We start from the raw sequence: 20,619 nt of genomic DNA on the forward strand, positions 1-20,619 counted from the left end.
TTCACCAGTGAGCTCTGCTGCCGAGCTGAGCAGTATGGTAAAAATATTACGCGGTATCTTTCAGCATGTCATCTTGATCATTCGGCATGATTGACGGCGCGACCACCTTCCGCTGCCGGCCAGTAGTGGCTATCGGGCGTGTCGCGCGCGCCGAAGATGGCCTGGCCGACGCGCACGACGGTGGCGCCTTCTTCAATGGCGATTTCATAATCGCCGGACATGCCCATCGACAGTTCGTCGAGGCCGATGCCATGCGGGACGTCCTGGCGCAGCCGGTCGCGCAGTGTGCGCAGCAGCACGAAGCAGCGGCGCACGCGCACGGCTTCCGCCGACAACAGCGCCAGGGTCATGAGACCGCGCACGCGCAGCGCCGGGAAGGCGGGCAGCTGGCGCAGGAAAGCGGCCACCTCGTCCGGCGGCAAGCCGTATTTGCTGGCTTCGCCCGAGGTGTTCACTTGCACGAACACATCGAGTCCGCGCCCTTCCGCTTGCAGGCGCCGCTCCAGCGCCTCGGCCACGCGCAGGCTGTCGAGGGCCTGGAATTCGCTGGCAAAGCGCGCCACCAGCTTGGCCTTGTTGGTCTGCAAATGGCCGATCACCGACCATTGCAGGTCGGCCAGGTCCGCCATCGCTTCCCACTTGCGGCCCGCCTCCTGCGGCTTGTTTTCTCCCAGCATGCGGCAACCGGCGGCGTACGCCAGGCGCAGGCTCGCTTCGGGCTTGGTCTTGCTGACGGGCAGCAGGCGCACGCCGGCCGGGTCGCGCCCGACCCGCTGGCACGCGGCCGCCATGCGCGCATGCACCGCCGCCAGATTGCGGCGGAAATCGTCTACCGACACGGCTTGCGGCCAGCGCCCATGCCGCTCATGCATGGTGGGAGTGAGCAAGGGGATGTCGTTGTGCATGTGTCAGCCTTGTATTCGCCTTTTATTAGCGGCAGGAGTCGCCGCAGTGGTATATTATTGTCCTATGCCAAAATATATCATGTCTGAGACTATCGTGAAAATCACAGGGAAAACCGCGGCGGAGCTGTTCGACAGCATCCGCGCGCTGACGCAGGCGGGAGAATTGGCGCCGGGCCAGGAGCTGCCCACCGTGCGCGAGCTGGCCGCCGCCTTGGGCGTCAACCGCAATACCGTGTCGCTGGCGTACCAGCGCCTGGTGACGGCCGGCATCGCGGTCACGCAAGGGCGTCTGGGCACGGCCATCCGCGCGCAGCGCGATCCGGGCGAGCAGGAAGGCTTGCTGCCCGGCTCGCCGCTGGCCGACCTGGGCGGCGGTAACCCGAACCTTGCCTGGTTGCCTGATGTCGGCGCGGCCCTGGCGCGCAAGCCATACCGCCCGCGCCTGTATGGCGAGGCTACCGTCGATCCGGAACTGGAAGCCCTGGCGCGGCGCTGGATGGCCGGCGACTGCCCCGAGGGCCACGACATCACCCTGACGAATGGGGCGGTGGACGCGGTCGAGCGCCTCCTGGGTGCGTATCTGGTCGCGGGCGACAAGGTGGCCGTGGAAGACCCATGTTTCATCAGCAGCATCAACACCTTGCGCAGCGCCGGGCTGCACGCCGTTGGCGTGGCGGTCGATGTCGAGGGCATGCAGGCCGGGGCGCTGGAACGGGCGCTGGCGCAAGGCGCGCAAGCCGTCATCGTGACGCCGCGCGCGCACAATCCGACCGGGTGCAGCCTGAGCGCGGCGCGCGCGGCCCAGCTGCGCGCCGTGCTGGCCGCTTACCCGCACGTGCTGGTGATCGTCGACGACCATTTCTCGCTGCTGTCCGTCGCCGGCTACCAGGATGTGATTCCGCCTGCAGCCCGGCGCTGGGCGCTGATCCGTTCAGTGTCGAAGATCTTCGGCCCCGACCTGCGCCTGGCCGTTGTCGCCAGCGACGGGCCGACCGCCCAGCGCCTGCGTCTGCGCCTGGCGCCCGGCACGAACTGGGTCAGCCATCTCTTGCAGGATGCCGTGAGCGCCTGCCTGTCGTCGCCCGACGTGTCCGCGCAAGTGGTCCTGGCCCGCGCCGACTATGCGCGCCGCCGCGACATGGTGGCGGCGGCGCTGGCGGCGCACGGCCTGGTCTGCGCCAGTCCCGCCGATGGCCTGAACCTGTGGCTGCCACTGCCGGATAGCAGCCAAGCGGCCGTGCTGGCGCTGGCCCGGCATGGCTGGCTGGTGCGCGGCGGCGAAGCCTTCGGCGTGCAGGTGTTGACGCAGGGATTGCGGATCACCGTGTCGACCATCGATGAAGCTGGCGCGCAGGCGTTCGCCGCGGTGCTGGCCCAGGTGCTGGGCCAGCCATAGTTTTTTAATTCCTCGCCACAGAAAGGGAACATCATGAAAGTCCATTTCATCGTGCATGAAGCGTTCGAGGCGCCGGGCGCCTATGAGACATGGGTGCGCGAGCGCGGCCACCAGGCTACGTATTCCCGCGTCCATGCCCATGAACCGCTGCCCGGCTCCATCGCGGACATCGACCTGCTGGTCGTCATGGGCGGGCCGCAGTCGCCGTCGACGACGCGCGAGGAATGCCCGCATTTCGACGCCGCAGCCGAACAGGCCCTGATAGCCGCCTGTGCCGCCGCAGACAAGGCCGTCGTCGGCGTTTGCCTGGGCGCGCAGCTGATCGGCGCAGCCCTGGGAGCGCGCCATGCGCACAGCCCAGAAAAGGAGATCGGCAAGTTCCCCATCGTGCTGACGGCAGACGGAAAGGTGAACGACAAGTTCAAGCATGTCGGCGATGTCCTGGAAAGCGGGCATTGGCATAGCGACATGCCGGGGCTGACCGACAGCGCGAAGGTCATCGCCTATAGCCAGGGCTGCCCCCGCCAGATCATCGAATACGGCAATCTGGTATACGGCTTCCAGTGCCATATGGAGTTCACGCCGGAGGTGGTCGAGCTGCTGATCGCCGCGGCAGAAACGGAACTGGCCACGCTCGCGTCCCACCGCTTCGTGCAGCAGCCAGCCACCTTGCGCGTCCACGACTGGCAAGCCATGAACGGCCAGCTGTTTGTTTTCCTTGACCGGCTGATGCAGGCGTACGCAGCGCAATAAAAAAGGCTCTGTCATCGGCAAGTAGGGGAAATGCCGGAATCTTCCTGTGACCGTGCTGTCTGACTCTGCATACCCACCCTGCAGGAGCAGATCATGCGGCCAGCCGAATGGATCACCTTGATTGCGCAGTTTGCTCAGCTGAGCCAACGCCAGCGGCAGGCAGGCATTGCCCTGTTGCGTGGCAACTCTCCACAAGACGCGACCGTCGCGCTGCTAGAAAGTGTGGCCCAACCGCGATTGGCCTGTCCCGCTTGCCATTCAGACCAATTGCACCGGCATGGCCATGCGCACGGTTTGCAGCGCTACCGCTGCATGTCCTGCGGCCGCACCTTCAATGCCTTGACTGGCACGCCGCTGGCCCGCTTGCGCCACAAGGCGCTGTGGCTCGACTACGCCGATTGCCTTCTGGCATCGGATTCCGTGCGCAAGGCGGCGTTACAGCTGGGCGTACACCGTAACACTACGTTCCGCTGGCGCCACCGGTTTTTGTCGTTGGCAAAGACGGACAGACCGCATGGTCTGCACGGCATTGCCGAAGCCGACGAGTTATATCTGCTGGAATCGGAAAAGGGATCCAGAAACATGACGCGTCCGGCGCGCCGCCGGGGCGACCATGCCTACAAGCGCGGCATTTCCAATGAACAGGTCTGCATCCTGGTGGCGCGCGACCGCACGGGGCAGACGCTCGATTTTGTCACGGGAAAAGGGGCGTTGACGAAAGCGCAGCTGCATCATTGCTTGTTACCCGTTATCGACAAGGACGTGCTGCTGGTGACCGATGGCCATGCCGCCTACCGGGCCTTTGCGAGGGAAGCGGGCATCAGCCACCAGGCCGTCAACTTGCGCGCCGGCATCCGCGTGCAGGGCGCCGCCCATGTGCAGAACGTCAATGCCTATCACAGCCGTTTGCGGCAATGGCTGGGTCCGTTTCATGGCGTGGCGACGCGCTACCTGCCGAACTACCTGGGATGGCGCTGGATACTCGACGCCAGGCGTATCCGCTCACCGGAAACGTTATTGAAAGCAACGCTGGGCGCATTCCCACATTTGACGGTGACATAGCCATAAAAAACGCCAGCATGATGCTGGCGTTGTGGGGCAAGCAGCGAGGCGCTTATTTCTTCGGCGCGCTCAGGCATTCCTTCATGAAGGCCTTGCGGGCATCGCCCTTCATGTCCTTGGCGTCGACATTGCACGCTTTCATCTTGTTTTGCTGTGTCATGGCCGGTGCCGGCTTGGCGCTCAGGCATTCCTTCATGAAGGCCTTGCGCTCATCGCCTTTCTTGCCGGCGGCATCCGCATTGCAGGTCGTCATTTTTGACTGTTGCGCCGTCTTGGCGACGGGCGCCGCTTCCGGTGCGGCGGCAAAGGCGGTGCTGGCAAACGCGGCGGCGATGCAGAGGGCGATTAATTGTTTCATGGTAAATCCTTGTAGGCGCAGTCGGTGGAAGGGGACGTGCAATCGGCAGGTAATGCCGATATGCAGAACGTAACTAACTATAGGACATTTATCAACAAAATTTCCACTCGAGTGTGTCTTTTTGTTACTGGCAGGTACAAGGCGCTCCCTGGCTGGCCCGGGCAGCCATGTTGCGGCGGCAGCGCCCCTGTTTTTTGCTATGCTAGCGTCTTTCCACCGGCCGATGCCGCTGCCTTGGCCGGCGCACCCTCAATACGGAGTAGTTATGGTCTCGTTGCAAGAGCAGTTTTTAAAGGCCGGCCTGGTCGACAAGAAGAAGGTCAAGCTGGCCAACCAGGACAAGAGCAAGCAAAAAAAGGACGAGCGCAAGAGCGGCACGCAAAGCGTCGACGAAGTGCGCCTGGCCGCGCTCGAGACGCAGCGCAAGAACGCGGAACGCGCGCGCGAACTGAACGCCCAGCGCGACGCGGCCGCCAACCAGAAAGCCATCGTGGCGCAGATCGCGCAAATGGTGCAAAAAAACCGCCAGAGCAAGGGCAACAACGGCGACGTGCCGTATAACTTCACGTTCAACAACAAGATCGAGCGCATCTACGTGACGGCCGCCGTGCAGGCCCACCTGGTGGCGGGCCGCCTGGTGATCATCTGCCTGGGCGGCGCCGTGGAACTGGTGCCGCGCATCATCGCCGACAAGATCGCCGAACGCGACCCGGCCATCGTCGTGCGCGTCAAGCAGGCCAGCACGGAAGTGGATGAGGACGATCCGTATGCGGCGTTCCAGATTCCCGATGATTTGATGTGGTAAGAACGACGGGGCTGGCCGCAGCCGGCAGCCTTGCTCGATTCAATAAAAACGCCAACCCGAAGGTTGGCGTTTTTATTGGCGCGGCAAATTCTGTTACCCGGCGCAAGCAAGGCACGGGGAGATGCAAGGCTAGGCCGGTATCTGGACAGTTGCCATTACTGCGCTGCGGGCGCGCTTCTCTCATTCGTGGCTTGCCTGGCAGCAGGCAGGCCAAATGACGCTGGTAATCGCCCCAGGATTTCGCCAGTGATGCCGGAGTAAAAAACGATGCCCAAGATATTCCCAGTAAGAAATACTCTATCTGTCGTAGTCACGTCGATTTGTTGTGGTGTTGAATCGGACGACTCGTAGTCGTAGGCAATGTAAGGCGATGCCAGCTGCATCACGATCATCGCCTTCAAGACCGGCAATTCTTTTGCCGCGACGGCATTTTCCAGCGTAAACTGGAATGCAGGTTTTATGTATTGGGTGTAGCCCCGGTCAATATCCAGGAATGGGATGCGATTGACGGCAACGCCCATCGTGGATGTGTACGTTTCTTCAATGGGATAGTAGCCGCGATAGTAGCCGCGATAGGTGCTGCGTCCTTTATAACGGCCTTTCGAGTTCAATTTGGAACTCAAGTCAAATTGGTCCAGTCCTTTATAGGAAGGCTTGTTGATGTCATAGTCAGGCGCGCCGATGCCATTCAAGTCTCGTGTGCGGGGAAAGACATACAGCTTCACCTTTCCCGTATCCGCATTGAAATCGTACCCAATGCCAACGGAATATGCTCCGTCTTTTTTGACGGAAACAACAAAGGCCAGTGCATCATTCAAGCTCGAATCCGCCACCACTTTTTCGTTCAGCGCTGCCGCCATTCTGCGCTTGTAGTCAGCCGTCGATTCAAACTCCCCCTTTTTCTCGCGCACAAATTTTTTGACTGCCTCGATGACCGCGCCCAGCGGCAAGCCTGGATACGCCGGATCGAGGCGGTCGCTGTCGAGCATCTCCATGGAAAATTTCTCCCCCTCCACCTTTCGTTCCCATGGCCTGTGGAGGACGGCACTCTTCTGTTCCTGAGGCGTTGCGCTCGATGGGCTTTTCACTTGCTCTGCCACTTGCGTGGCCTGTGCCGTGCCCATGCCTGCAAGTGCGCTGGTGGCAGCCAGCAAGAACCATTTTTTCATTTTCATCATCCTTGATGCCGGTGTTAATATTTATTTAATTTTAACATGTTTCCCATGGGGAATATCTGCCGGTATCGGGGTACTGGCGTCTCGCGTCAGGCCGCCGGGCCATGCGCTGGAGGGGAAATACCGTATCGGATGAGGGGAGGATGCCGGCATGCGGCCCGAAGAGGGGGATGCTGCGGTGAATTGGCGCAGTCCACAAACAAAAACGCCACCCGAAGGTGGCGTTTTTGAACGTATAACGAATTCTTGGTGGCCCGGGGCGGAATCGAACCACCGACACAAGGATTTTCAATCCTCTGCTCTACCGACTGAGCTACCAGGCCAAGGTGGCGAATTATAGCAGACCAAAACGGGAATGCAAGAGCCGGCTGCGACTTTTCCTGTATTTCCCGGATCGGCATTGCGTTACTTGCGCGTGGGTCAAATATGATTTGATATAAACGGTATTTTTCTCAATAAAAGATGGGCGCATAGTGTGGTCATCGAAATCTATTTGAGAGGACTGCCGCATGAACACCAGCACCCAACACACCGCCATCCCTGAAATCGGCCTGGGCACTTTCCGCCTGCAGGGCCAGGTCGTCATCGATTCCGTCACCACGGGCCTGGACGTCGGCTACCGCCATATCGATACGGCGCAAATCTATGGCAATGAAGCCGAAGTGGGGCAGGCGATCGCCGCCAGCGCCGTCCCGCGCGACGAGTTGTTCGTCACCACCAAGATCTGGATCGAGAGCCTGCAGCGCGACAAGCTGATTCCAAGTTTGAAAGACAGCCTGCACAAGCTGCGGCTGGAACAGCTGGACCTAACCCTGATCCACTGGCCGTCGCCGCAAGACGCGATTCCCGTGGCCGAATACATGGCGGCGCTGGCGGATGCCAAGGCGCAGGGGCTGACCAGGGCCATCGGCGTGTCGAATTTTACCAACGCGCAGCTGCGGCAAGCCATCGATACGGTGGGCGCGGCAGAAATCGCCACGCAGCAGATCGAGATCCACCCGTTCCTGCAAAACCGCAAGGTCATCGACTTCGTGCGCAGCCAAGGCATCCACATCACGGCCTACATGCCGCTCGCGTATGGCAAGGTGATGGCGGATCCCGTGATCGCGGCCATCGCCGCCAGGCACGGCGTGACGCCGGCGCAAGTGGCCCTGAGCTGGTCGCTGCAGCAGGGCTTTGCCGTGATCCCGTCGTCGACCCGGCGCGCCAACCTGGAAGCGAACCTGCATTTCCAGCGCATCACCCTGTCGCCGGACGAGATGGCGCAGATGGCGACGCTGGAGCGTGGCGAGCGCCTGGCCAACCCGGACGGGCTGGCGCCGCAGTGGGATTGAGGTGAAGCCCATGACTGCGATGCAAAAGCTGGGGCAGGGCGGTTTCAGTATCGGCCTGGAACTGCCGCTCGATAATGACTGGTCGTCCACGGGGCGCCAGGCGAATGCGGCGTCCGGCCGGGTGCCGGGCGAGCCGGATCTGAAACAGCATGCGGCGCTGGCGAAGCTGGCCGACCGCCTGGATTTTCGGGCCCTGTGGCTGCGCGACGTGCCCCTGTACGACCCGTCGTTCGGCGACGCGGCCCAGGTCTTCGAGGTGTTTACTTACCTCGGCTACCTGGCCGGTATCACGGACAACATCTTGCTGGGCACGGCCGCCGTGGTGCTGCCGCTGCGTGAGCCGGTGCTGACGTTAAAAGCGGCGGCCAGCGTGGACCAGTTGAGCGGCGGGCGTTTGCTGCTGGGCGTGGCCAGCGGCGACCGGCCCGTCGAGTATCCCGTGTTTGGCCGCGATTTCGACCAGCGCGGCGCCGCCTTCCGCGAGCAGGTCGCCATGCTGCGCGACTGGGGCGAGATGCGCCTGCCGCCCGGCATCCGTCTGCTGCCCAAACCCGCCGCGTCCTTGCCGCTGCTGGTGGCGGGGCTGGCGCAGCAGTCGCCCGCGTGGATCGGCGCGCAGATGGATGGCTGGCTCGCCTATCCGGGCACGCCGGACGACCATGCGCGGCGCTCGGCGCAATGGCGCGCCGTGGCTGGAGAGGACAAGCCGTATGTCAGCTTCATCCACCTGGATCTGGACGAAGATCCGAACCTGCCGCTGCAGCGTTTTCGTTTCGGCGGCCGCACGGGGCGCCATGGCCTGATCGCGGAGCTGCACGCCATGCGCGCGGCCGGCGTGCGGCATATCGGCTTGCAGCTGCGGCAGAACCGCCGCCCGCTGGCCGAGACGATGCAGGAGATCGCGGACCATGTGCTGCCCGTCTTTCATGGCACCGCTTGATCTGGGGCACGCGTTCTGTACTTCCGGACTATCTGAAAAGGGTGGGGCAAACGCTATAATGGCCGCATGAACAGTCCCACTCCCCCTACCATGCGGCGCTTCATGCACAGCCACAGCGACGTTTGCATCGTCGGCAATGGCGCCATCGCGAAAACCACGGCGCTGGCGTTTGCCCAGGCAGGACAAAGCGTCACCCTGCTATCGCCGGTGAGCCCGCCCGCCCCCGCTTCGGCTGCCAAGCCGGTCGAAGCCAGCTGGGACGTGCGCGTGTATGCGCTCAATCATACGGCGCACCAGTTGCTGTCGTCGCTGAAGGTATGGGGTGCTTTGGCGCCTGACAGGGTGGCGCCCGTTGACGCCATGCTGGTCAACGGCGACGGCGCGCAGGCGGGCGGACTCGGTTTCGACGCCTACGGCGCCCATGTGGGCACGCTGGCGTGGATCATCGAAGACCGCAACCTGGGCCAGGCGCTGGACGCCGCCCTCAAATTCGCGCCGAACGTCAGCGTGCTGCAGGGCCGGGCCAGCCGCCTGGAATGGACGAATGATTCGGCCATCGTGCACCTCGATGGCGGCGACACCATCACCTGTGCGCTGGTGGTGGGCGCGGACGGTGCCCAGTCGTGGGTGCGGGGCCAGTGCGATATCGGCCTCGATTACCGCTCGTATGGCCAGCGCGGCGTGGTCAGCAACTTCGCCTGCGAAAAGCCGCACCATGGCGCGGCCCACCAGTGGTTCACGGGCAGCGAAGGCATCGTCGCGCTGCTGCCGCTGCCGGGGGACCGCGTTTCGCTGGTCTGGTCGGCGCCCGATGCGCTGGCCGATACCTTGATGGCCGAATCGGCCGACGCCCTGGCCGCGCGCCTGGCCGCCTATTGCCACGACAAGTTGGGCAAGCTCACGCCGCTGCAGCCGGAGCTGGTGCGCGCATTTCCCCTGACCCTGATGCGCCCGCACGCCATGGTGGCGCCGCGCGTGGCCCTGGTCGGCGACGCCGCCCACGTGGTGCACCCGATGGCGGGCCACGGCATGAACCTGGGTTTTGCCGACGTGGCGCAGCTGGTCAAGACGATCAGCGAACGCGAAGCGCACCGCGGCATCGGCGACGAGCGCATGCTGGCCCGCTATGCGCGCGCGCGCAAGGAAGACGTGCTGTTGATGCAGCTGGCGACCGATGGCCTGGCGCGATTATTTGGCGCCGATCTGGAACCGTTGCGCGTGGTTCGCAATTTGGGATTAAACTTGCTGGATAAATTGCCGGCCCTGAAGCGAAAAATGATTGCGCACGCATTGGGACATCAGTAAATATCAGCGAATCTTAAGATATCGCCGGATAATGGCAGGTGTGAAAATTCAAGGTCGCCGCAGCTGGTCTGCGGCGATCGTTTTGTCAAAGAGATCATGACGCCGGACCAGAGGCCAGTCCCGCCAGGCGTTTCAAGTGGAGAAGTGATAGTGATAAAAATGAGCAGAATCGCATTGGTACTGGCCTCGGGCCTGATGATGTCGTGCGCCGGCGCGGAAACGCCGACGGAAGCAAACATCAAAAAGCTGATCGAGCCGCGCCTGGGCGAAGGCGCCAAGGTCGATTCGGTCAAGGAAACCCCATACGGCGGCCTGTATGAAGTGCGCACGGGCGGCGACATCCTGTACACGGACAAAGCCGCGCAATACCTGTTCGTCGGCCACGTCTTCGACGCCAAGACGTCGCAAGACCTGACCAAGGTGCGCCTCGATGAAGTCAATCGCATCAAGTTCTCCGACTTGCCGCTCGATTCCGCCATGAAGACCGTCAAGGGCAATGGCAAGCGCGTGATCGCCGTGTTCGAAGATCCGAACTGCGGCTATTGCAAGCGTTTCCGCCAGAATGCGCTGAAGGAAATCGACAACGTCACCGTCTACACCTTCATGTACAACATCCTGTCGCCGGACTCCATCGTCAAGTCGCGCAATGTCTGGTGCGCGCCGGACCGCAACAAGGCCTGGGATGACTGGATGTTGAACGGCAAGGCGCCGGCCACGGTGGCCGCCACTTGCGCCAACCCGCATGAAAAAATCCTGGCCCTGGGCCAGCAATTGCGCGTCTCGGGCACGCCAGCCATCTTCTTTGCCGACGGCAGCCGCATTCCGGGCGCGGTCGATGCGAAGACGCTGGAACAGAAATTCTCGACCATTAAGTAATCCGGGCTGTCGCCAGGAAGGCTGGACGGCGCGCCCTCGCAAGGCGCGCTTTTTTTTGCACTTTTTTCCGCTGTCGTATCATCAAGTGTTGTTCGTAGACGCCATAACAATCCAAAAAAGGGGAAGCAGCAGATGATTACCTTGAATATCAACGGACGCGACACGCAGGTCGACGCCGATCCTTCCACGCCCATCCTGTGGGCGCTGCGCGATAACCTGAATATGACGGGCACCAAGTTCGGTTGCGGCGCGGCCCTGTGCGGGGCCTGCACGGTGCACCTCGACGGCCAGCCGATCCGCTCCTGCATCACGCCGATTTCCTCGGTGGGCGCGCAAAAGATCACCACCATCGAAGCGATGGAAAACGATCAGGTGGGCAAGGCCGTGCAGGCGGCATGGGTACGCCACGACGTGCCGCAATGCGGCTACTGTCAAAGCGGCCAGGTGATGAGCGCCACGGCGCTGCTGCGCACCAACAAGGCGCCCAGCGATGCCGACATCGACGGCGCCATGAGCGGCAATATCTGCCGCTGCGGCACCTATCAACGGATCCGCGCAGCCATCAAGGACGCGGCCAAGACCCTGGCCTGAGGAGAGCGACATGCGTATCGAATGGTTGAATCAGGAAGCATTGCAGCATGGCGGGGTGACCCTGGGCGCGGCGCTGGCATCGGCGCCGGTGGCCGTTGCCGATGGCGTGTCGCGGCGCGGTTTCATGAAGGCCGGCGCGGCGGCCGGCGGCGGCTTGATGCTGGGCTTTTTCCTGCCCGGCGCAGGCAAGCTGGCGCAGGCGGCCGATGCCGCGCCCGCCAAGCCCGTGTATGCGCCGAACGCCTTCTTGCACATCGCTCCCGATAACTCGGTGACGGTGCAGGTGAACCGGCTGGAATTCGGCCAGGGCGTGCAAACGAGCTTGCCCATGCTGATCGCCGAGGAACTCGACGCCGACTGGAGCCTGGTGCACGGCGCCCTGGCGCCGGCCGGCGAGCAGTACAAGGATGCCGCCTACGGCATGCAGATGACGGGCGGTTCGGGCAGCATCGCCCACTCGTTTACGCAGTACCGCGAAATCGGCGCCAAGGCGCGCGCCATGCTGGTGGGCGCCGCTGCCGCGCAGTGGAAAGTCAGTCCCGACCAGGTGCGTGCCGCCAAGGGCGTGCTGTATGGCCCTGGCGGACAAAAGGCGACGTATGGCGAGTTTGCCGACGCGGCCATGCGCCAACCCGTGCCCGCCACCGTCAAGCTGAAAGACCCGCGCGAATTTGTCATCATCGGCAAACCCGTGAAACGCCTCGACGCGGCGGCCAAATCCACGGGAAAACAGCAGTTCGGCATCGACTTCAAGCCGCCTGGCGCGAAAGTGGCCATGGTGGCGCGTCCGCCCGTGTTTGGCGCCAAGGTGGCGACATTCGACGCCAGCAAGGCGAAAGCCATCAAGGGCGTGCTCGAGGTACTGGAAGTGAAGATCGACCGTGGCGGCAGCGGCGTGGCGGTGATTGCCGACGGTTACTGGCCTGCCAAGCAGGGACGTGACGCTTTGGCCATCGAATGGGATACGAGCGCCGTGGAAAAGGTCAGCAGCGACAAGCAGCTGGCCGCTTTCAAGGCGCTGGCGAAAACGCCGGGCACGGTGGCGCGCCCATTCGATGTCGCAGCGCTGGCCAAGGCGCCGAAAAAGATCGAAGCTGTGTACGAGTTCCCTTACCTGGCGCACGCGCCGATGGAGCCGCTCAACTGCGTCGTCGACCTGCAGGCCGACAAATGCACGATGTGGGTCGGTTCGCAATTCCAGACGGGTGACCAGGCGGCGATCGCGGCCACCTCCGGCCTGAAGCCGGAGCAGGTGACCTTGCACACGATGATGGCTGGCGGCGGCTTTGGCCGGCGCGCCGTGCCCTCGTCCGATTATGTGGTCGAAGCCGTCAACGTCGCCAAGGCATACCGGGCGGCAGGCAAGAGCGGCCCCTTAAAGCTGATGTGGAGCCGCGAGGATGACATCAAGGGCGGCTACTACCGGCCGTCGCATGTGCACCGCGCGCAGATCGGTCTCGACGCCAAAGGAAAAATCCTCGCCTGGGACCACACCATCGTGGGCCAGTCGATCATGGCCGGCACGCCATTCGAAGCCTTCATGGTGAAAAATGGCGTCGACGGCACCATGGTCGAAGGGATGGGCGAGCCGTACACCCTGCCGATGAAGCTGTCCGTGCACACGGCCAAGGCGAACGTGCCCGTGCTGTGGTGGCGCTCCGTCGGTTCGACGCATACGGCCTTTGTCATGGAAACTCTGATCGACGAGGCGGCGCACGTGGCGAAGATGGATCCCGTCGCCTACCGCAAGCAGCTGATCGACGCCAGGCACACGCGCCACATCGCCGCGCTGGACCTGGCCGTGGCCAAGTCCGGCTATGGCAAGAAGAAGCTGCCGAAAGGGCAGGCCTGGGGCGTGGCCATGCATGAATCGTTCAATTCTGTCGTCGCCTACGTGGTGACGGCTTCCGTGGTGGAAGGCGCGCCCAAGCTGCACCAGGTGTGGGCGGGCGTGCATTGCAACCTGGCCGTCAATCCCTTGACGATCGAGGCGCAAGTGCAGGGCGCCGCGCTGATGGCGCTGGGCATGACCATCCCCGGCGCGGCCATCACGCTCAAGGATGGCGTGGTGCAGCAGCAGAACTTCGGCGACTATCCGGTGCCGCGCATGCCCGACATGCCGGTGATCGAGGTGCACCTGGTGCCGTCGGGCGACGCGCCGACGGGCATGGGCGAGCCGGGCGTGCCGCCATTGGCGCCTGCATTCGCCAATGCGCTGTTTGCCCTGACGGGCAAGCGCCTGCGCAAGCTGCCGTTCGACCTGGCGGCCGCATGACGGCAGTAGTTTTTTGAGTACGGTCGGCATCTTGCTGGCAGCCGGAAGGGGGCGCAGGTTCGACCCTTCCGGCGTGCAGAACAAATTATTGCAGCCTTTGACGGAAGGCTCGCATGCGGGCTTGCCGGTCGTGGTGGCGGCGGCCAGGAACATGCTGGCGGCCCTGCCGCGCGTGCTGGCCGTGGTGCGCGCAGACGATACGCAAGTGGCGCGTGCGCTCGGTGCGCTGGGCTGCGAAGTGCGCGTCTGCCACGACGCCGATACTGGCATGGCCGCCTCGCTCACCTGCGCCATCGACTATGTGCGCGGCGCGCCGGGCTGGCTGATCGCCCTGGGCGACATGCCTTTCGTGGAAGCGGCTACAATCGCCACCTTGTCGCAAGCCATCGGCGATGGCGCGCGCATCGCCGTGCCCGTGTTCCAGGGACGGCGCGGCAATCCTGTCGCGTTCAGCGCCTTTCACTTGCCGCTGCTGCTGGCGCTCGATGGCGACCAGGGTGCGCGCAGCATCGTCAACAGCCATGCCGTGTGTGAAGTGACAGTGGACGACGGCGGCATCTTGCGCGATATTGATACACCTGACGATTTGTAAGGCGGGGCAGTGGCGTTCCCGGGAAGACAGGCCAGACACGAGGAAAACATGAAGAAAGCACCGATTAAAAAAATCACCGCAAAAGCCTCCGGCAATGCCACAAGCAAAGCCGTTGCGAAAACCAGGGCGAAAACCGCACCGGCGGCCGGCATCATCTACAGCATCGCCGCAGCGGACCTGGCCGGTCACATGTTCAAGGTGACGTTGACGGTCAAGTCGCCGGCCGCCATCGGCCAGGTTCTGTCCTTGCCGGCCTGGATTCCGGGCAGCTATATGATCCGCGAATTTTCGCGCAACATCGTCAGCATCCGCGCCGAGTCCGAGGGCAAGGCCGTGGCGCTGACCAAATTGGACAAGCACTCGTGGCAAGCCGCGCCTTGCAAGGGCCCGTTGACGGTCGAATACGACGTGTATGCGTGGGATCTGTCCGTGCGGGCCGCCCACCTGGACCAGAATCACGGCTTCTTCAACGGCACCAGCGTGTTCCTGCGCGTACTGGGCCAGGAATCCGACGCCCATGAAGTGCACATCGTGCAGCCGAAGGATGCGGCCTGCAAGACCTGGCGTGTCGCCACGACCCTGCCGGAACTCAAGGCCAAGCGCTATGGCTTCGGCAGCTACCAGGCGGCCAACTACGATGAGCTGATCGACCATCCGGTGGAGATGGGCGACTTCGCGCTGGCCACCTTCACCGCGCATGGCGTGCCGCACGATATCGTCGTCACGGGCAAGGTGCCGAACCTGGACCTGGACCGTCTGTGCCGCGACCTGAAAGCCATTTGCGAAACGCAGATCGCTTTCTTCGAGCCGAAGACCAAGAAAGCGCCGATGGAGCGTTACGTGTTCATGACCATGGCCGTCGGCGACGGCTACGGCGGCCTCGAACACCGCGCCTCGACGGCGCTGATCTGCGCCCGCGCCGACTTGCCGACGACGGCGTCGACCAGCACGGAAATCGGCGACGGCTACCTGAAATTCCTCGGCCTGTGCAGCCACGAGTACTTCCACACCTGGAACGTCAAGCGCATCAAGCCGGCCGCTTTCGCGCCGTACAACCTGCAGGCGGAAAGCTATTCGCCGCTGCTGTGGCTATTCGAAGGCTTCACCAGCTATTACGACGACCTGATGCTGGTGCGCGCTGGCCTGATCGATGAAGCGGCCTATTTCAAACTGCTGGGAAAAACCGTCAACAGCGTCTTGCGCGGCAGCGGCCGCAGCAAGCAAAGCGTGGCCGATTCCAGCTTCGACGCCTGGGGCAAGTACTACCGCCAGGATGAAAACGCGCCGAACGCCATCGTCAGCTACTACACCAAGGGTTCGCTGATCGCGCTGGCCTTCGACCTGACGATCCGCAGCAAGACGAATGGAGAGAAATCGCTGGACGACGTGATGCAGGCGCTGTGGCAGCGCTATGGCCGCGATTTCTACAAGGGTAAAGCGCGCGGCGTGACGCCGGCCGAAGTCGAAGCCCTGTTCGATGAGATTGCCGGCACGCGCATGAAGCCGTTCTTCGAGCGCTATATCCGCGGCACGGACGACGTGCCGCTGGCGCGCCTGCTGGCGCCGTTCGGTGTGAAATACAGCGACGCGCGCAAGGCGGAAAAAGCCAGCCTGGACGTTAACCTGGGCCGCGACGGCAACGACGCCAAACTGGCGCAGGTACACCAGGGTGGCGCCGCCCACACAGCCGGCCTGTCGGCGGGCGACGTGCTGGTGGCCGTCGACGGCTTGCGCGTGACGGGCAGCAACCTGGACACCTTGCTGGGCCGTTACGCCGTCGGCGCCAGAGTCGCCATCCACGCCTTCCGCCGCGACGAGCTGATGACGTTTGCGGCCGTGCTGCAGGGCGACCGCGTGCCTGGCGTCAGCCTGACCCTGCTGCCGACGCCAAAGAAAGCCACGGGGCCGAAGCGCCCTAGCGCTGTATAAGCTGTTCGTCACGCGGTAAGACAGAAAACCGGCCGTCACTGGCCGGTTTTCTATTTCAGACTGCAATTTCTCAAATGCAACTCGTCCGCCGGCAGCTGCGGATAGCCATCATATTTACTGCAAATGAACTAATTTTTCTTTAACTAAACTAAAATTGCCGAACTGCTTATTTTAGATCGCGCCCAACGTGGAAACCCTCGATCCCCGAACCATCATGCTGATGACGACCCTGATGTGCGGGGCCATGAGCATCGTCATGTTCTCGGTGTATCGCAGTTTCCGGCGCGAGGTGCATGGTCTGGGGCATTGGGCGGCCGGTTTGCTGCTGCTGGTATGCGCATCCCTGCTGTTTGGCACCCGCGAGGTACTGCCGCCGGCCCTGTCGATGATCGCGGCCAATGCGGCGCTGGTGGCCGGCATCGGCCTGTCGATGCTGGGCACGGAAAAATTCTTTGGCCTGGCGCCCAGCCGCCGCGCCTATCTGCTGATACTTGCCCTGGCCATCGCCGGCAATAGCTGGTGGCTGCTGGCGCGCCCGGATTTCTCGGCGCGTGTGGCGGTCTTTTCCCTGCTGGTCTTCCTGTTTTATGCGCGCCAGGTGCAACTGGTGTGGCGTCATGGCGAACGCCATTTCTCGAGTTTTTTCTTTGGCGTGCTGATGCTGATGCAAGCCCTGGTGGTGCTGGTGCGCGGCATGTCGGCCTTGCTGCATGGCGGCGCCAGCGTGAACCTGACGGTGGCAGGCACGCCGGCCGGCATCTATCTGGCGGTCGCCAATTTCATGGCGTTGCTGCTGACGGTGGGCTTCATGACGGTGGCGACGCGCCGCCTGCAGCAGATACTCGAGCGCCGCTCGACCCATGACCCGCTGACGCAGGTGCTGAACCGGCGCGGCTTTGGCGACGCCTATGCGCGCGAGACAGGTAATCTGCGGCGTCGCCGTTTGCCGCTGACACTGCTCAGCATCGACCTCGATTACTTCAAATTGATCAATGACCGCTACGGTCACGCGGTGGGCGACCAGGTGCTGGCGCACGTGGCCGCCGTCATCGGCAGCGCCTTGCGCGAATCGGATTGCGTGGCGCGTTTCGGCGGCGAGGAATTCGTCGTGCTGATGCCGGACATGCCGGCGCATAATGCGCTGGGCGTGGCCGAACGCATCCGCGCCTTGCTGCACGAACCCAGTCATGCGGGGCTGCCGCCGTGTACGGTCAGCATCGGCGTCGCTTGCCAGGCATCGGTGGTGGAAGGGCTGGAACAGCTGCTGTCGCGCGCCGATGCGGCCCTGTATCTGGCCAAGGAGCGGGGACGCGACCGCATCGAACTCGATACCGCCGCGGTTACTGCGGACCGGACAAGGTCCGCAGCTGGAACCGGTACTGGTCGTTGAACAGAAAGGTTTCGGAAAAATCGAAGGTTTTGGCGTGGCGGCGCATCAGGTGTCCGGCCGGAGGAAACGCGTCTTGCACGCGCCGCACGGCGGCCAGCGCGGCGGCCGACGCTTCGCCGTCGCGCGAACGGTGCACGTGCACGTTTTTCAGTTCGCCGTCCGGCCCTACGCTCAGGTCAAGCACGACGATGGCCGGCAGCATGGGCGGCAGGCGCCCGCTGAACGTGTATGCACCGTTGGCGGCCATGATCTGCTGCGCCACCAGCGATTTGTAGGCGTCGATGCTGGCGGCCAGCTGTATCGCGGCTGGCGTGCGAGGGGGCGTGGTGTTCACCGCCGGCGGGGGCGCAGTCTGGCAAGCCGACAGCAGGACAGCGGCGGCAAGGACGGTGATCGCGTGTCTCATGCCTGCCAGACTACCATGCTTTAACTGAACAGGCGTTCCAGCTCCACGCCCGGGTCTGGCGCGCGCATGAACGCTTCGCCCACGAGGAAGCTGTGGATGTGCGCGTCGCGCATGCGTTGCACGTCGGCCGTGCTGTGGATGCCCGATTCCGTGATGATCAATTTGTCTTGCGGGATGCGCGGTAACAGGTTGATGGTCGTGTCGAGCGAGGTTTCGAAGGTGCGCAGGTTGCGGTTGTTGATGCCGATCAGCGCGCTCTTGAGTTTCAGAGCCGCCGTCAGTTCGTCACCGTCGTGGCTTTCGATCAGCACGCCCATGCCCAGTTCGTGAGCGCATGCTTCCATCTCCGCCATCAAGCCATGGTCGAGCGCCGCGACGATCAGGAGGATGCAGTCGGCGCCCATGGCCCGCGCTTCATAGATCTGGTACATGTCGACCATGAAATCCTTGCGCAGCACGGGAATGGCGCAGGCGGCGCGCGCCTGCTGCAGGTATTCCACGGAGCCCTGGAAGAACTGCTCGTCCGTCAGCACGGACAGGCAGGCGGCGCCGTGTTGGGCATAGCTGGCGGCGATGTCGGCAGGGCGGAAGTCGGCGCGGATCACGCCTTTCGAGGGCGACGCTTTTTTGACTTCGGCGATGATGCCGGGCTTGCCGTCGGCGATGTGCTGGCGCAGGCTTGCTTCAAAACCGCGCAGGCCGGCGCGCAGTGCGCTGTCGCTTTCCACGTCGCCGCGCAGGCTGGCCAGGCTGCGGTGGGCTTTGGCCTTGGCCACTTCATCGGCTTTTACGGCCAGGATTTTATCGAGTATGTCGGACATGATGGTCGCTATTCTATAAGGAGGGCGGAGGGCTTACGCTTGCTTTGGTGTGCCCAGCTGCTGCGTGACCTGCACGAATTGATCGAGTTTTGCCAAGGCCGCGCCCGAGCTGACGGCGGTGCGCGCGCGCGCCAGGCCGTCTTCGATCGAGCTGGCCACGCCGGCCGCGTACAGCGCCGTGCCCGCGTTCAGGGCGACGATGTCGGCGGCGGCGCCGGGTTCACCGCGCAGCGCTTCCATCATCTTCGCCTTCGATTCGACGGCATCGGCCACCTTCAGGTTGCGGCTGGCGATCATCTGCAAACCGAAATCTTCGGGATGAATTTCATATTCGCGGATTTCACCGTTGACCAGCTCGCCCACGAGGGTAGAGGCGCCGAGCGACACTTCATCCATATTGTCGCGGCCATACACGACGATGGCATGCTGCGCGCCCAGGCGCTGCAGCACGCGCACCTGGATGCCGACCAGGTCGGCGTGGAACACGCCCATCAGAATGTTCGGCGCACCGGCCGGATTCGTCAGCGGCCCGAGGATATTGAAAATCGTGCGCACGCCCAGCTCCTTGCGCACGGGCGCCGCATGCTTCATGGCCGCGTGGTGGTTCGGCGCATACATGAAGCCGATGCCCGTTTGCGCGATCGACTGGGCGATCTGCTCGGGCTGCAGGTTGATGTTGACGCCCAGGGAGTCCAGCACGTCGGCGCTGCCGGACGAGGACGAGACGCTGCGCCCGCCATGCTTGGCCACGCGCGCGCCGGCCGCGGCCGCCACGAACATCGAGGCGGTGGAAATGTTGAAGGTGTGTGCGCCGTCGCCGCCCGTGCCGACGATGTCGAGCAGGTTGGTGGTGTCGGCCATGGGCACCTTGGTGGAAAACTCGCGCATCACTTGCGCGGCGGCGGCGATTTCGCCGATGGTTTCCTTTTTCACGCGCAAGCCCACGGTCAGGGCGGCGATCATGGTGGGCGACATTTCGCCGGACATGATCTGGCGGAACAGGTACAGCATTTCGTCGTGAAAAATTTCGCGGTGTTCGATGCAGCGCAGCAGGGCTTCTTGTGGTGTGATCGGCATGATGCTTCCTTCTTCAATGATGGCGCAGGAGGACACTGATGGCACGCCGTGGCGTGCGCGGAAAATCAGCGCTCGAGAAAATTCTTCAGCAGGGCGTGGCCGTGTTCCGAGAGGATCGATTCGGGGTGGAACTGCACGCCCTCGATATCGTATTCCCGGTGGCGCACGCCCATGATTTCGCCGTCGTCCGTCCACGCCGTCACTTCCAGGCAGGAAGGCAGCGAGGCGCGTTCGATCGCCAAAGAGTGGTAGCGGATCACTGTGAAGGGGCTGGGGATGTCCTTGAAGACACCCACGCCCGTATGCGCGATGAGGGAAGTCTTGCCATGCATGACTTGCTTGGCGCGGATGACCTTGCCGCCAAACGCTTCGCCGATGGCCTGGTGGCCCAGGCACACGCCGAGTATCGGCTTCTTGCCGGCGAAGTGCTTGAGCACTTCCACCGAAATGCCCGCCTGTGCCGGCGCTTTTGGGCCGGGCGAGATGCAGATGCGGTCCGGGTTCAGCGCCTCGATCTGTTCGATCGTGATTTCATCGTTGCGGTAGACCCGCACGTCTTCGCCCAATTCGCCGAAATACTGCACGATGTTGTAGGTGAAGGAGTCGTAGTTGTCGATCATGAGCAGCAT

At 63.2% G+C, this 20,619-nt stretch carries 20 protein-coding genes and 1 tRNA gene; 13 read left to right on the top strand and 8 right to left on the bottom strand.

Going from position 1 to position 20,619, the window contains the following annotated elements:
- Window positions 1-77: 77 nt before the first annotated feature.
- Entirely contained in the window at window positions 78-905 is an 828-nt protein-coding gene (locus P9875_RS04415) for a YggS family pyridoxal phosphate-dependent enzyme (RefSeq protein WP_278317683.1), read from the bottom strand.
- Between the two features lie 94 nt (window positions 906-999).
- Between P9875_RS04415 and ptsJ the strand changes: the two genes are divergently transcribed.
- The 3 genes from ptsJ (at window position 1,000) to P9875_RS04430 (ending at window position 4,116) form a co-directional block, all read left to right on the top strand.
- Window positions 1,000-2,301, top strand: coding sequence for a transcriptional regulator PtsJ (gene ptsJ / locus P9875_RS04420; protein WP_278318787.1), 1,302 nt, complete (start codon window positions 1,000-1,002; stop codon window positions 2,299-2,301).
- 33 nt (window positions 2,302-2,334) lie between these two features.
- Window positions 2,335-3,054, top strand: a complete 720-nt coding sequence (locus P9875_RS04425) for a glutamine amidotransferase-related protein (protein WP_278317684.1) — start codon at window positions 2,335-2,337, stop codon at window positions 3,052-3,054.
- Between the two features lie 93 nt (window positions 3,055-3,147).
- Window positions 3,148-4,116 carry an IS1595 family transposase gene (locus P9875_RS04430; protein ID WP_278317685.1) on the top strand — a complete coding sequence of 323 codons (969 nt, stop codon included), beginning with the start codon at window positions 3,148-3,150 and terminating at the stop codon, window positions 4,114-4,116.
- Between the two features lie 52 nt (window positions 4,117-4,168).
- Here P9875_RS04430 and P9875_RS04435 read toward each other — a convergent pair whose 3' ends face one another.
- Window positions 4,169-4,474 (bottom strand): PsiF family protein, encoded by a 306-nt coding sequence (locus P9875_RS04435; RefSeq protein ID WP_099378608.1) that lies wholly within the window; start codon window positions 4,472-4,474, stop codon window positions 4,169-4,171.
- Between the two features lie 265 nt (window positions 4,475-4,739).
- On the opposite strand from P9875_RS04435, the gene P9875_RS04440 reads away from it, so the two are divergent.
- The gene (locus tag P9875_RS04440) at window positions 4,740-5,279 is read left to right on the top strand and encodes a DUF2058 domain-containing protein (protein WP_034784389.1); all 540 of its coding nucleotides are present in this window, start codon (window positions 4,740-4,742) and stop codon (window positions 5,277-5,279) included.
- A 155-nt stretch (window positions 5,280-5,434) separates the two neighbouring features.
- Here P9875_RS04440 and P9875_RS04445 read toward each other — a convergent pair whose 3' ends face one another.
- Window positions 5,435-6,448 (bottom strand): hypothetical protein, encoded by a 1,014-nt coding sequence (locus P9875_RS04445; RefSeq protein ID WP_152598836.1) that lies wholly within the window; start codon window positions 6,446-6,448, stop codon window positions 5,435-5,437.
- Window positions 6,449-6,701: 253 nt separating this feature from the next.
- Window positions 6,702-6,777 (bottom strand) — tRNA-Phe (locus tag P9875_RS04450).
- Between the two features lie 186 nt (window positions 6,778-6,963).
- Between P9875_RS04450 and dkgB the strand changes: the two genes are divergently transcribed.
- The 9 genes from dkgB to P9875_RS04495 all read left to right on the top strand — a co-directional run bounded on the left by dkgB (window position 6,964) and on the right by P9875_RS04495 (window position 17,686).
- The gene (gene dkgB, locus P9875_RS04455) at window positions 6,964-7,788 is read left to right on the top strand and encodes a 2,5-didehydrogluconate reductase DkgB (RefSeq protein ID WP_099401419.1); all 825 of its coding nucleotides are present in this window, start codon (window positions 6,964-6,966) and stop codon (window positions 7,786-7,788) included.
- A gap of 10 nt (window positions 7,789-7,798) precedes the next feature.
- Complete coding sequence (locus tag P9875_RS04460; protein ID WP_278317686.1) at window positions 7,799-8,728, top strand: LLM class oxidoreductase; 930 nt, start codon at window positions 7,799-7,801, stop codon at window positions 8,726-8,728.
- Between the two features lie 66 nt (window positions 8,729-8,794).
- Window positions 8,795-10,033 (top strand): FAD-dependent monooxygenase, encoded by a 1,239-nt coding sequence (locus P9875_RS04465; protein ID WP_278317687.1) that lies wholly within the window; start codon window positions 8,795-8,797, stop codon window positions 10,031-10,033.
- Between the two features lie 159 nt (window positions 10,034-10,192).
- Window positions 10,193-10,909, top strand: a complete 717-nt coding sequence (locus tag P9875_RS04470) for a DsbC family protein (protein WP_034785648.1) — start codon at window positions 10,193-10,195, stop codon at window positions 10,907-10,909.
- 132 nt (window positions 10,910-11,041) lie between these two features.
- Complete coding sequence (locus tag P9875_RS04475) at window positions 11,042-11,500, top strand: (2Fe-2S)-binding protein (RefSeq protein ID WP_034753534.1); 459 nt, start codon at window positions 11,042-11,044, stop codon at window positions 11,498-11,500.
- A gap of 10 nt (window positions 11,501-11,510) precedes the next feature.
- A complete protein-coding gene (locus P9875_RS04480) occupies window positions 11,511-13,775 on the top strand; it encodes a xanthine dehydrogenase family protein molybdopterin-binding subunit (RefSeq protein ID WP_278317688.1) in 2,265 nt (754 codons plus the stop codon).
- 13 nt (window positions 13,776-13,788) lie between these two features.
- The gene (locus P9875_RS04485) at window positions 13,789-14,367 is read left to right on the top strand and encodes a nucleotidyltransferase family protein (protein ID WP_278317689.1); all 579 of its coding nucleotides are present in this window, start codon (window positions 13,789-13,791) and stop codon (window positions 14,365-14,367) included.
- A 48-nt stretch (window positions 14,368-14,415) separates the two neighbouring features.
- The gene (locus P9875_RS04490; protein ID WP_278317690.1) at window positions 14,416-16,296 is read left to right on the top strand and encodes a M61 family metallopeptidase; all 1,881 of its coding nucleotides are present in this window, start codon (window positions 14,416-14,418) and stop codon (window positions 16,294-16,296) included.
- Between the two features lie 187 nt (window positions 16,297-16,483).
- Window positions 16,484-17,686, top strand: a complete 1,203-nt coding sequence (locus P9875_RS04495; RefSeq protein WP_235211790.1) for a GGDEF domain-containing protein — start codon at window positions 16,484-16,486, stop codon at window positions 17,684-17,686.
- On the opposite strand, the gene P9875_RS04500 is transcribed toward P9875_RS04495, so the two are convergent.
- The 4 genes from P9875_RS04500 to P9875_RS04515 form a co-directional block, all read right to left on the bottom strand.
- Window positions 17,637-18,092 carry a hypothetical protein gene (locus P9875_RS04500; RefSeq protein WP_278317691.1) on the bottom strand — a complete coding sequence of 152 codons (456 nt, stop codon included), beginning with the start codon at window positions 18,090-18,092 and terminating at the stop codon, window positions 17,637-17,639. The two genes, P9875_RS04495 and P9875_RS04500, sit on opposite strands and share 50 nt — an antisense overlap.
- A 20-nt stretch (window positions 18,093-18,112) precedes the next feature.
- A complete protein-coding gene (gene trpC / locus P9875_RS04505) occupies window positions 18,113-18,913 on the bottom strand; it encodes an indole-3-glycerol phosphate synthase TrpC (protein ID WP_278317692.1) in 801 nt (266 codons plus the stop codon).
- 33 nt (window positions 18,914-18,946) lie between these two features.
- Window positions 18,947-19,990, bottom strand: coding sequence for an anthranilate phosphoribosyltransferase (gene trpD, locus P9875_RS04510; RefSeq protein ID WP_176390745.1), 1,044 nt, complete (start codon window positions 19,988-19,990; stop codon window positions 18,947-18,949).
- 65 nt (window positions 19,991-20,055) lie between these two features.
- Window positions 20,056-20,619, bottom strand: a complete 564-nt coding sequence (locus P9875_RS04515) for an aminodeoxychorismate/anthranilate synthase component II (protein WP_035824429.1) — start codon at window positions 20,617-20,619, stop codon at window positions 20,056-20,058.

The sequence above is a fragment of the Janthinobacterium rivuli genome, from assembly GCF_029690045.1.
Taxonomy (GTDB): Bacteria; Pseudomonadota; Gammaproteobacteria; order Burkholderiales; family Burkholderiaceae_D; genus Janthinobacterium; species Janthinobacterium rivuli.